General features: G+C 66.9%; 6 protein-coding genes. All 6 read right to left on the bottom strand.

Features of this window, described 5'->3' with window-relative positions; all coding sequences use genetic code 11:
* Positions 1-42 precede the first annotated feature (42 nt).
* The gene (locus KVG96_RS10245; protein WP_217891924.1) at positions 43-1,731 is read right to left on the bottom strand and encodes a polyurethane esterase; all 1,689 of its coding nucleotides are present in this window, start codon (positions 1,729-1,731) and stop codon (positions 43-45) included.
* Positions 1,732-1,764: 33 nt separating this feature from the next.
* Positions 1,765-4,851 (bottom strand): autotransporter serine protease, encoded by a 3,087-nt coding sequence (locus KVG96_RS10240; protein WP_217891923.1) that lies wholly within the window; start codon positions 4,849-4,851, stop codon positions 1,765-1,767.
* A gap of 133 nt (positions 4,852-4,984) precedes the next feature.
* The gene (gene eprS, locus KVG96_RS10235) at positions 4,985-7,936 is read right to left on the bottom strand and encodes an autotransporter serine peptidase EprS (protein WP_217891922.1); all 2,952 of its coding nucleotides are present in this window, start codon (positions 7,934-7,936) and stop codon (positions 4,985-4,987) included.
* A 73-nt stretch (positions 7,937-8,009) separates the two neighbouring features.
* On the bottom strand, positions 8,010-9,368 hold the full coding sequence (locus KVG96_RS10230) for a TolC family outer membrane protein (RefSeq protein WP_217891921.1): 1,359 nt from the start codon (positions 9,366-9,368) through the stop codon (positions 8,010-8,012).
* A 14-nt stretch (positions 9,369-9,382) separates the two neighbouring features.
* Positions 9,383-10,732: an HlyD family type I secretion periplasmic adaptor subunit gene (locus KVG96_RS10225; RefSeq protein WP_217891920.1), complete on the bottom strand. Its 1,350-nt coding sequence runs from the start codon at positions 10,730-10,732 to the stop codon at positions 9,383-9,385.
* Positions 10,729-12,504, bottom strand: a complete 1,776-nt coding sequence (locus KVG96_RS10220) for a type I secretion system permease/ATPase (protein ID WP_217891919.1) — start codon at positions 12,502-12,504, stop codon at positions 10,729-10,731. Before KVG96_RS10220 ends, KVG96_RS10225 begins: the two co-directional genes overlap by 4 nt.
* Between the last annotated feature and the right edge of the window lie 197 nt (positions 12,505-12,701).

Raw genomic sequence — 12,701 nt, 5'->3', positions numbered from 1 at the left:
CTGCTCGATGCGGGAGCGGGCGACCCCGCTCCCGCATACCTCTTACGCGAACACGAAACTCGAATCCGACAGATTACCGACTCCAACCCCAACAAGAGTCACGGCATAGTCGCCAATCTTCAGCACGGTATCGCCTCCGGACTGCGACGCATGCTGCTTGTAGTCGTAACCCTGCCCCGCGCCCTGCACGCCCATGAACACCAGTTTGTCGCCGCCCTGGTAGCCGTTGATCGTGTCGAAGCCGAACGCGCCGCTGAACAGGAAGGTGTTGTTGCCCCCCATCGCTGTCATCACGTCGTTGCCGGCGCCGCCGACGAAGGTCACATGGCCCTTGTCGCTGACCAGCCGGTCATCGCCGCCCAGGCCGAACAGCCAGTCGCCGTCGGCGGTGGCGTGCAACGCATTGCCGTAGCCGTCGCCGCTGAGCGAATGGTTGTACTGGGTCAGTTCACTGCCGTTGCTCAGGCCTTTGGCGGTGACGGTCCAGGTGATCTCCTTGCTGCCCCACCACGAGCCCGACTCCTTGCTCACCAGCGCCCCGATGTCGCGGGTCAGGCTGATGCCGCCGTAGGCGTCGCGCACGTACAGCGTGCCGTCGCCGTCGTTGGCGAAGCTGAAGTTCTGCAGCGGCTTCTGCAGCTCGAAGGTGTTGTGGCCCTGGCCGCCGAGCAGGATGTTGAACCCGCCGTCGTCACGGAACCGGTCGTCGCCGGCGCGGCCTTCGAGGAAGTCGTTGCCCGCCCCGCCCTTGAGCCAGTCGTTGCTGTCGGTGCCGATGATGAACGTGCTGCCGGTGTGCGGCTCGCCGCTGCGGCCCAGGTCCTCCACCCAGGTCTTGCCCCGGGAGGCCTCTTCCAGGTTGGAGACGATGATGGTCGAGTCCTTGCCGGTGAGGTTGTAGAACGATGAGCCGATCACCCGGTTCAGGCCGTCGGCGTACCCCAGCGAGCCATGGGCCGACCAGTTCAGCGGATTGAGGATGCTGAACGGCACCAGGTTCTGCGCGGTGGACGCGTACTGGTCGTTGAAGTTGACGATGTTGTCGGTGGTCGAGTCGTGCGGCGCATCGTGCTTGCCCAGCGAGGCGCTGCTGAACGTGGTGCCGTCCAGCACCCGGAACACCGGGTCATTCTCGAACCCGATGTTCAGCACGTTGTTGCCGGTGCTGCTCTGGGTCGGCGAGGCGAACGAAATGTAGTTCGCGTCCTTGAAGAACCCGCCCCAGTTGCTCGCGCTCAGTTCGGCCACGCTGTTGACGCCCAACCCGCCCAGGCTGTGGCCGCTGAACAGCACGTCCTTGGCCGCGATGCCGTTGGCGGCGGCGAACGCCGCCACCGCCTTGAGCAGGTTGTCGAAGGCGTTCTTGGCGTAGTTGGTCGCGTAGTCCACCGGGCCGATCGCCGCCAGCAGGTTGTTCTTCATGTCGCCGAAGGTGTCGCTGTAGCCCAGCCCGCCGGTGCCCCGGAAGGCCACGCCGATGCCGATCAGCTTGCCGGCGGCGTCGTACTTGCCGAGCACTTCGGCCTCGGCGCTGGTGAACCCGTCCTTCTCGCCGAAGAACGTGCCCTGCGCGCCGACCTTGCCCTGATACCCCAGCGCCTTGGCGGTGACCGGCGCCCAGCCGGTGGCCGGCAGCGGTTTGCCGGTCGGCGTGTAGGCATACAGCGTCAATGCGATGGCATCGCTGTACAACGCTTTGCCGTCGGCATTCTTATAGTCAAACACTCCCATGTCGCACTCTCTCTTCCATCAAAAAACTTCGTCTCAGAATGCCCAGTCGAGGGTCAGGCCCACGCCGTGGTCCTTTTCCCGCTCGCCGATCAGTCCGTTGTAATCCAGGCTCACACGGGCGGCGCTGCCCACGGCCAGCCCGGCGCGCACGCCGACCACGGCGGCATCGCGGTCCATCGACACGCTCTGCACGGTGAACGCGCTGTTGCCGTTGGCGAAGGCCAGGTGCTCCTTCGAGTCCACGCCGCTCAGATTGTGCTGCCAGCCCAGGCTCGCGCCCAGTTCCAGTTGTTGCTTGTCCGTCAGCGCGAACGTGCGCTTGGCCCGAACGCCGAGGGTCGACAGCACCGCGTCGCGGTTGTCTTCGCCGCCCTTGAGCGCCGCCGCGTCACCCTTCTCGGTGAAGCTGTCGCTGTTCAGGTGCACGTAGGCCAGGTTGACAAACGGCTCCAGGTTCATCGGTTTCAGGCCCAGGTCGTAGGCCGCTTCGGTGAACAGCTGTGCGGTGGTGGCGTCGCGCTTGACCTTCTGCTTGCCGCTGACGTCGCCGAACGCCAGGTCACGCTTGACGTCGATGCGGTGCCAGCCGTACGCGCCGCCCACGGTCAGGCGCCACGCGTCCATCTGATGCCCCAGGTAGGCGCCCAGGTGGTAGCTGTCGACCTTGGCCGACGAGTGCGTGCCCTCGCCCATGCTCAGCGAGCTGTCGCTGTAACCGGTCACGAAGCCCAGGCGGGTGTTGTCGGCGATCAGCCCGTCGACACCCAGCAGCAAGCCGCCGATGGAGCTGGTGGAGTCGGCGTAGTCATGCCCGCCGTCGCTCTTGCCCCAGGCGCCGAGCACTTTGAACCAGGCGTTGCTGCGGTCGTCGGTGGGGGCGCCGGCGTCGAACATGTCGCGTTCGCGCAGACGTTCGCCCACCGCATCGCGCAGGTGGCGGCTGTCGTTGATCAGCAGCGTGCCGATGGCCGGGTGGATCTCGCCGGTCAGTTGCTGGAAGGCCTGTTGCGCGTCCGCCGGGGTGGCCGACAGCAGCAGGGTTTCGTACAGGGCGTTGCCCGCGCCGAGGGCTTCGGCGGCGGCGCCGACGGCGCGCTGGTTCGGGGTCGCGCCGACGCTGGCGAACGATGCGCCGTTGCGCGCGACGGTCAGCCCGATCCCGCCGGTCGAGTAGTCGAGGATGCCGCCGAGGAACGCATAGTTCGGCAGCACCTGGCCGAAGCGCCCTTCGATGCCGCCGGCCGCCTGCAGGATGTCGTAGCGGGTGCCGAGCAGGGATTTGACCTGGGCGCTGGTCAGCAGGGTCGGGCTGTTCTCCAGGGACAGGCTGACCGTGGCGCCGTCGATGATCGCCTTGCCGCTGGCGACGATCTGGTCGCTGCTGGTGGGCGAGACCTCCACCGCGTAGGTCGAGCCCGGCTCGAAGGTCACGTCACCGGCCACGTTCAAGGTGCCGATGGAGTTGCCCGGCGCCACGGTGCCGCCGCGCTTCACGCTCAGGGCGCCGATCCGGCCGTTGCCGCCCAGGATGCCGCTGTCGTTGACGGTGACCGCCGAGGTCAGCGAGCCGTTGATCGCCAGGCGTCCCTGGTTCACCAGGGTGGGGCCTGCGTAGGTGTTGGCGCCGGCCAGCACCAGGGTGCCGAGGCCTTGCTTGGTCAGGCCGCCGTGGCCGGAAATGTCGTTGCGCCACACATCGAGCCCGCAGGTGATGTCGGTGCACAGCCGCTGGCTCGGTTTGCCGGCGTCCAGCACCGCGCCGATGCCCGGCAGGTCAGCGACGAACTGGCCGTTGCCGTAGGCGCCGTCGACACGGAACTCCGCCGGGATGTCCTGGGCGGTGACGAACATCGCCGGGCCGTCGATGGCCTTGCGCAGGTTGATCATGCCCCAGCCGTACAGGGCGTCGATGCCCGGTGCGCCCAGGTCGGTCGCGGTGGTGCGCAGCACGCTGGCGACTTCGGCGCCGGTCATGTACGGGAAGCGCTCCATCAGCACCGCCACGGAACCGGCGGCATGGGGCGCGGCCATCGACGTGCCGTTGTAGTTGGCGTAGCCGGTGGTCAGGTTGTCGGCGTTGGTGCCTTCGATGATCGAGCTGTAGATCCGGGTGCCGGGGGCCGACACGCAGAAGCTCGCGGTGTAGCCGCAGCGCGAGGAAAAGGTGCTGAGGGTGTACGGGATCGGGCTGCCCTGGTTCGGGTTCTTCTGCAGCGCCGCCACCGTCATCCAGTTGGGCGCGATGTCCGGCACGAAGTAGCCGAGGCCGGCGATGGCGTCCGGGTTGTTCAGGTTGTAGTCGTTGCCGGCGGCGAAGATCGTCACGATCCCGCTGCGCGCCGCCGCGATGGCGCCGTCGTAGGCGCCGCCGGGCTTGGTGCCCATCAGCTGGCGGATCTCGTTGAACTGCAATTGCGCGTCGTTGACGGTGAAGTGCGGGTACGCCGGATCGCGGCCGCCGAGGTCGAAGCGGTCGGTGATGCCGATCCCCCAGCTGTTGTTGATGATCCGCGCACCGCTGGCGATCAGGGCGTCCCAGCCGGCCTTGTACACGGCGCCGTCGTTGCCGCGCACGATCCCGTCTTCCGGGCCCGGGTCGCCGTTGTCGGCGCTGATGATCTGCGCGCCGAACGCCACGCCGTGCATCACCCCGCCGTCGCGGCTGCCGGCGGCGATGCCGCCGACGTGGGTGCCGTGGGCGCCGAGCTTGCCGTTGGAGCCCACCGAAGGCGAGCCGTCATAGACAAACGCATCGCCTGCCTTGACCGGAATGTAGGGGTCGGTGTACTCGCGGATGCCGCGGGTCACCAGGGTGACGACCTTGTTCGCGCCGGAGAACTCCGGGTGCGCGGCGTACACCGGCTGGTCGAAGATCCCCAGTTTCACGCCTTTGCCGGAGTACCCGGCGGCGTAGGCATAGTCCGCGCCGATGGCGCCCAGGCCCCAGTCGGCCTGGAATTCGGCGCTGCGCCAACTGGCCGGGTCCCCGGCCCGGCCGTTCTCCACGTAGGGCGCCGCCTGGGCGTTGCCCCAGGTGGCCAGCGCGCAGAGCAGCGCGCCGTTGAGGGTTTTCAGGCGAAAGCGTCCACCCGATTGCGCGGGGGTGTTGTTGTTTTTCATCCAGCGACCTTCCTTAGTGATGTTGCACAAAATCCTTTTTCCTCGACGCGTCGAGGACCACCCTGTGGCGAGGGAGCGCGCTGCGACCCGACGGCGCAGCCGCCGCAAACAGGCGGGCCGCACTCCCCCGCCTTCAAAACTGCCAGTTCAGGCTCAAGCCCACCCCGTGGCTCTTCTCGCGGCTGGCCAGCTGGCCGGCGTAATCCAGGTTCACCCGCACATCGCGGCTCAGCGCCAGGCTGGCCTGCACGCCCACCACGGCGGCGTCGCGCACCAGCGGCGAACTCTCGACCGTGTACGGCGCGGTGCCGCTGGCGAAGCGCAGGTGCCGTTCGGACTCGATGTCGCTGAGGCTGTGCTGCCAGCCGAGCTTGCCGCTGACGTCCAGGGCCTGGCCGGCCGGCAGGGCGAACGTCTTGCCCGCCCGCACGCCGAGGGTGCCGAGCACCGCGTCGCGCCGGTCGTCACCGCCCTTGAGCGCGGCGGCGTCGCCCTTTTCGGTGAACCCGTCGCTGTCCAGATGCACCCAGGCCAGGTGGGCGAACGGTTCCAGCGCCAGCGGCTGCACGTCCAGCCGGTACGCCGCTTCGCCGAACACCTGAGTGGTGGCGGCATCGACCTTGGCCTTTTGCTTGGCGCTGAGGTCGCCGTACTGCAGGTCGCGCTTCACGTCAGCGCGGTGCCAGCTGTAGGCGGCCCCCGCGCTCAGGCGCCAGGCCTGGATCTGGCGGCCGGCGTAGACGCCCAGGTGATAGCTGTCGACCTTGGCCGACGCGTGCGTGCCGGAGCCCATGCTCAACGAGCTGTCGCTGTAGCCGGTGACCAGGCCGATGCGGGTCTGCTCGTCCAAGGCGCCGTCGACGCCCGCCAGCAGGCCGCCGAGCGAGGTGCTGTAGCCGGCGGTGTCGTGCGTCGAATCCGTGGTGCCCCAGGCGCCCAGGGCCTTGACCCAGCCGTTGCCTTGCGCGGCCTGCAGGTCGCGCAGCCGTTCGCCGACGGCGTCGCGCAGTTGACGGCTGTCGTTGATCAGCATCGAGCCCAGGGCCGGATGGATTTCCCCGCTCAGTTGCTGGAACGCCTGCTGCGCCGAAGCCGCCGTCGCCGACAGCAACAGGCTTTCGTAGACGGCGTTGCCCGCCCCCAGCGCTTCTGCGGCACCGGCCACGGCGCGCTGGTTGGGGGTTTGCCCGACGCTGGCGAAGGACGTCGCGTTACGCTGCACATCGAGCTGAACGCCGTTGCCGGCGTAGCTCAGGTTGCCGCCGATGAACAGGTAGTCCGGCACCACCGCCGCGAACTGCCCCTGGATGCCGCCCGCCGCTTGCAGGATGTCGTAGGAGCGGCCCAGCAGGCTTTTCGCTTCGACGGTGCTGAGCAGCGTCGGGCTGTTCTCCAGCGACAGGCTGACGGTGGCGCCGCTCACCGAGGCGCTGCCGCCGGCGACGATGCGGTCGCTGGCGGTCGGCGACAGCTCCACCGCGTAGGTCGAGCCGGGAGCGAAGGTCACGTCGCCGGCCACGTTCAGGGTGCCGATGGAGTTGCCCGGCGCCACCCGTCCGCCGCGGTTGGCGGTCAACGCGCCGATCCGCCCGGACCCGCCGAGGCTGCCGCCGTCGTTGACGGTGACTGCCGAGGTCAGCGAACCGTTGACCGTCAGCAGGCCGTCGTTGACCGTGGTCGCGCCGCGATAGCTGCTGTTGCCGCTGAGCACCAGTTGCCCTGCGCCGCTTTTCGTCAGGCTGCCTTCATACACCCGCCCGGCCGCGGCGGCATCGCGCAGGGTGCCGACGGCGTAGTCGGTCTGGTCCTGCTGGCTGCTGCCCGCCGGCAAGCCGTTCTGCCAGCCGCGGGTCTGCAAGGTCTGCTGCCAGGCGGCGCGTTCGGCGAGGTCTTCGTTCTGACGCTGGATCAGCGCCTTGTCGGAGATGTCGTTGCCCCACACGTCCCGCTGCCCTGCCGCCAGGTTCGCGTCGAACGCCCCGAGCAACTGGCCCGGGCCGCGCATCGCCCGGGCCAGATCCGCCACGCCCCAGCCGACCTGGGCGGTCGGCGCTTCGGTGACCGAGCCGTCCAGTTGCGTGGCGGTGGTCAGCAACACTTCCAGCGCCTGGCGGTTGGTCATGTACGGGTAGCGTTCCATCACCAGCGCCAGCGCCCCCGTGGCATGGGGCGCGGCCATCGAGGTACCCGACTTGACCGCATAGCCGCCATCGGGAATGGTGCTGTCGATCTTCGCCCCCGGCGTGGTGATGCACCAGTACTTGGCGATGCCGCACTGGTTGTACTTTTGCAGGTTGCCTTGGTCCAGGCCCGAGACCGCCAGCCAGTGGCCTTCCAGGTCCGGCTGAAAGTACGGCAGCGCCGAACGCACGCTGGCGTTCGGGTAACCGCTGTTGCCGGCGCTGAACACGTTGATCACGCCGCGGCGCGACACGTCGGCGGCGGCATCCAGCCAGGTGCCCTTGTTCCAGTGCTGGGCGTAGGCCGCGTGCAGGTCGGCCAGGGTGCGGTAGCTGACGTCCGGCGGCTGGCTGCCCCAACTGTTGTTGATCGCCCGCACGCCGGCATCGGCCAGGGCGTCGTACACGGCCTTGAAATAACGCGGGTCGGGATTGGGGCCGAACAGGAAACTGTCGTTCTTGTTGGTGTTGCCGACGTAGATCTGCGCGTTGTACGCCACCCCGTGCATGCCGTTGCCGTCCCGGGCCGCGCCCATGGTGCCGACCACGTGGGTGCCGTGGGAGTCGTTGTTGGGGTTGAGCGTGCCATTGACGCTGAACGGCGAGCCGTCCAGGTAGCTGCCGTTGGCCAGCACCGGGTGGTAGCGATCCGTGGAGAACTCGGGATGGGGCGCATCGAAACCCGAATCCAGGGCGCCGATCTTCACGCCTTTGCCGGTGATGCCGGCGGCGTACGCTTGGTCGGCCTGCATGCGGCCCAGGCCCCAGTCGCGCAGGAACTCGGCGCTGCGCCAACTGGCCGGATCGCCGGCCTTGCCGGTTTCGAGGTACTGCGCCTGGGCCTGCGCCACGGAAATCGCGAGCAACAGGGTGCCGACCGCTGCCGGCTTGAAGTGTACGTCCATGTTCACCACTCGTTTTTCTATTGTTGTTTTAGTGCTGCAATCCCCTCGCCCACCCCTGTGGCGGGGGCCGCCGTCAATTCATCCGGCCTTTGGGGCCTTGTCCGAAGGCTTCGTCCACCCGGGCCAGGTCCTGCTCGTTCAAGGTGCCTGCGTAGTAGTGCAGCTTGGTCCAGGCCATCAGGTAGTCGTAGCGTGCCTGCGCCAGGTCGCGGCGGGTGGTAAACAGTTGTTGCTCGGCGTTCAGCGCATCCAGGTTGGTGCGTTCGCCGCCGAGGATGCTCTGCTTGGTCGACACCACCAGCGCTTCGGCCGACGTCAGCGCCTTCTGATAGGCGCGCAGCTTGCTCACGCCGGAGAGGCAAGCGCTGAACTGGCGGCGCAGTTCGATCAGGGTTTCGCGGGTCTTGCCGTCCAGCTCGTACTCGGCCCTCTCCATGTTGCGGCTGGCCTGACGGGTCGAGGCCGAGACCCCGCCGCCGGCGTACAGCGGCACGCTCACTTCGAAGCCGATGGTGTTGGTTTCGTAGCGCTGGTTGTAGGTGTTGCCGCTTTCCGATTCGTTCTGGCGCATCGACGCGTAGGCACTCACCTTCGGCAGGTGCCCGGCGCGGTTGCGCTCCACTTCGTAACGCGCCACTTCCACGGCCTGGCGCTGCGAGGCCAGGTTCGGGTTGTTGCTGATCGCCAGTTCGTGCCAGGTGTCGTAGTTGGCCGGTTGCAGGGTGAACGTCTGGAAGTTCTGGTCCAGCGGCGCCAGATCACCGATGTCGATGGCCGGCACGCCGGTCAGGGCGCCGAGCTCGCGCAGCGCCGCGTCCTGTTCGTCGCGCGCCTCGATCTCTTCGGCGGTGGCCAGCTCGTAGCGCGATTCCGCTTCCAGAATGTCGGTGCGGGTGCCCTCGCCTGACTTGAACAGATGCTCGTTCTGCTGGAACTGCTGCTCGTAGGCCTTTTTCTTGGCCTGCGCGATGTCGATCTGGTCCTGGGCGAACAGGGCCTTGGTGTAGTTGTCCAGCACCCGCACCAACAGCTCCTGGCTCTTGCCGCGGAAGTTCTCGTCGGCGAACAGCGACTGCGCCACGCCCTTGCGGTAGGCGGCGTAGGCCTCGTAGTCGAGCAACGGCTGTTGCAGGGTCAGGCTCGAACCGTAACTGTTGTAGTTGCGGTCTTCGGTGATGTTGCCGCGACTGTTGAGCTGAGTGGCCTTGGAGTTGTTGTGGCCCTTGTTGTAGGTGTAGCCGAGCTTGGGCAACAGCCCCGCGCGGCCGATGGCGCGGTTCTCAAGGCCGGCGTCGCGCTCCTTGATCGCGCCGAGGAACACCGGGTCGTTGCGCAACGCTTGTTCGTAGATCTCGAACGGCCCCACGGCCGCCACCGCACTGTTGCCTGCGAGCAGCGCGAACGCTGCCGCCAGCATGGAAAGCTTATTCATACAGCCGAACGTCCTTATTCTTCGGTCAACGCGGAGCCGGCCCGATCGAGCAGCGGTTTGAACAGGTAGTTGAGGAGTGAACGTTCGCCGGTGCGCACGAACATTTCCGCCGGCATGCCGGGCTTGATCACCAGGCCGTTGAGTTTCTCCATGGCCTGGTCGCTGACGCTGCTGCGGATCACGTAATACGGCGCGCCGGTCTTCTCGTCGACCATCTGGTCGGCGGAGATCAGGCTGACCTCGCCCGGCACCCGCGGGGTCTTGCTCTGGTTGAACGCGGTGAACAGGATGTCCACCGGCAAGTGGGGGCCGACCTTGTCGATCAGGTTGATCGGCAGGTGGCCTTCCACCTCCAGGCTGGTGCCTTGCGGAACGATCTCAAGCAAAGTCTCGCCCTGGCGCACCACGGCGCCTTCGGTGTGCACGCCGAGGTTGACCGCCACACCGTCGGAGGTGGCCAGGATCTCGCTGTGCTGCAAATCGAAGCCGGCAGAGGTCAGCTGCTCGGACAGCGTGACGCTCTTGAGCTGGGCGTCGGCCAGTTGGCTGCGCACTTCTTTCTGGTATTCCTCGCCGTGCTGCTGCAGTTTCAGGCGCGATTCGAGGATGCCCTGCTCTACGCGCCCGCTTTCGCCGGTGTTTTCCGCCAGTTGCTGCTGCACTTGCGACAGCTGACGCTGATACTCGAGCACGCGGTTGCGCGGGATGTAGCCGTTGTCCGCCAGCGGTTGCAGGTTGCTCAACTGCTGCTGCAGCGAGTCGGCCTGGGCGTTGAGGTCCGTGCGGGCGCGGCGCATGCCGGCCAGTTGCGCACTGGCGCCTTCGATGCTGGCGCGCAGCGCGGCCTGCTCGCGGGAATACGCCTCGCGGCGGCTGCTGAACAGCTGACGCTGGCCTTCGAGCACCAGCGCCAGGCGCGGATCCGGATCGTTGCTCAGCTCAGCCGGGAACGTCACCTGCTTGAGGTTGTCGCGCTCGGCCTGCCAGCGCGCCAGGCTGGCCCACGCCATGCGGTACTGGGCCTGGAGCGACTGCACGTCGGCGGCGACCTGGGTCTGGTCGAGGCGGAACAGCGGCTGGCCCTGCTTCACGCTTTGGCCTTCACGCACCAGGATGCGGCTGACCACGCCGGCGCTCATCGACTGCACGGCCTTGCGCTTGCCCGACACCACCACGGTGCCCTGCACGGGAATGCCTTGGTCCAGCGGCGCCAGGGCCGCCCAGGTGAAGAAACTGCCGGCGCCGGCCAGCGCGAGGATCCAGCCCATGCGGGCGAAGAACTTCGCGTCGCGCTCCGGACGTTCGCGGGTGTAGTCGTTTTCCAGCGACGCTTCGTTGGTTGTGTTCATGCTTGCACTGCTCATACACCCGAATTCCTTGTCGTCGGCTGATACTGCCGGCTCATGCTGAGCCCGGCCGGTGCCTGCGCAGTCTTCTCACGTGGTTGTTCCTGATTGCCCGACAGCGCCCGCAGCACGTCCTGGCTCGGGCCGAACGCCTGCAGCCGCCCGTCGTTGAGCACCAGCAGCTTGTCGGCCTGGGCCAGCACCGAAGAACGGTGGGTGACCAGGATCACGCTGGTGCCCTGGGCCTTGAGCTGGGCGATGGCGCTGGCCAGCGCGGCCTCGCCGACGGTGTCGAGGTTGGAGTTCGGCTCGTCCAGCACCACCAGGCTCGGGGTGCCGTACATGGCGCGGGCCAGGGCCACGCGCTGCTTCTGGCCGCCGGACAGGCCGCTGCCGTCCTCGCCCAGCGGGGTGTCGTAGCCTTTGGGCAGGCGCAGGATCATCTCGTGCACGCCGGCCTGCTGGGCGGCAGCCACAACCTTCTGCGGGTCGGCGTCGCTGAAGCGGGCGATGTTTTCGGCGACGGTGCCGCTGAACAGCTCGATGTCCTGGGGCAGGTAGCCGACGTACGGACCGAGCTGGTCGCGGTTCCAGCGGTGGATGTCGGCGCCGTCCAGGCGCACGGTGCCGCCCAGGGCCGGCCAGACGCCGACCAAAACCCGCGCCAGGGTGGATTTGCCGGAGCCCGAAGCCCCCAGCACGCCCAGCACTTCACCGGCCGCGAGGCTGAAGTTGACCATGTGCAAGGTCGGCATCCGCTGGCCCGGCGGGCCGGCGCTGACCTGTTCGAAACTGATCTGACCCTTGGGCGCCGGCAGCGCCATGTTGTCGTCGCTGGGCGGGAACGCCTGCAGCAGCGAGTCCAGGCGGCGGTACGCCAGCTTCGCCCCGCTCCACTGCTTCCACACGGCGATCAACTGATCGATCGGGCTCAGCACCCGACCCATCAGGATCGAACCGGCGATCATCATCCCGGCGGTCATGTCGCCCTTGATCACCAGCAAGGCGCCCAGGCCCAGCACCAGCGATTGCAGGCACAGGCGCAGGGTCTTGCTCAAGGACGAGATGACCGCGCCGGTGTCGCTGGCCTGGTTCTGCAGGCCGAGGAAACGCGAATGCACCTGGAACCAGCGCTTGCGCAGCGCGCCGAGCATGCCCATGGCCTGGATGGTTTCGGCGTTGTGCAGATGGCTGGTGGCCAGTTGGCTGGATTTCTGCGAAAACCCGGAGGCCTCGCCCAACGGCTTCTTGGTCATGTATTCGTTCAGGCACGCCAGGGCGATCAGCAGCACCGCGCCGGCGGTGGCGAGCACGCCGAGCCAGACATTGAACAGGTAGATCACAAACAGGTAGACCGGGAACCACGGCGCATCGAAGAACGCGAACAGCGCCGGCCCGGTGACGAATTGGCGGATATGGGTCAGGTCGTTCAGCGACTGGCCGGCGTTGCCTTCGCCCTTGAACAGGTTGCGTTCGAACGCGGCCTGGTACACCCGCAGGTTGAAACGGCGCTCCAGCTGGCTGCCGATGCGGATCACGATGAAGCTTCGCACCACCTCCAGCAAGCCGATGAAGGCGAAGAAACCGACCACCATCAGCGACAGCATCGCCAGGGTGGTTTCGTTTTGCGAAGACAGCACCCGGTCGTAGACCTGCAGCATATATATGGAGGGCACCAGCATCAGCACGTTGATCAGTGCGGTAAAGCAACCGACGCTGATCAGAATGCCCTTGTAGTCACCCAGTGCCTTGAATAACGGAGCGGTGGCTGGGGCCTTCGCCATCTTCATTGATAATTCCCGAATGATATTCCCCGCCATTCTTTGGCGAGTCTTTATTAAACAACCCGTGCATGGCCCGGGAGATACTCTGCAAGTGTCCGCTTACACTTCAATAACAACTTTCGCGATGTTTAACCGGCGTTGTCGCTATCAAGGCAATGCTTATAACTGCATCGAGGTCATTTATATTCAAACTGTTCTTTCGG

The sequence above is a fragment of the Pseudomonas ekonensis genome (assembly GCF_019145435.1).
Lineage (GTDB): Bacteria > Pseudomonadota > Gammaproteobacteria > Pseudomonadales > Pseudomonadaceae > Aquipseudomonas > Aquipseudomonas ekonensis.
This window is presented reverse-complemented; position numbering and strand designations above follow the sequence as displayed.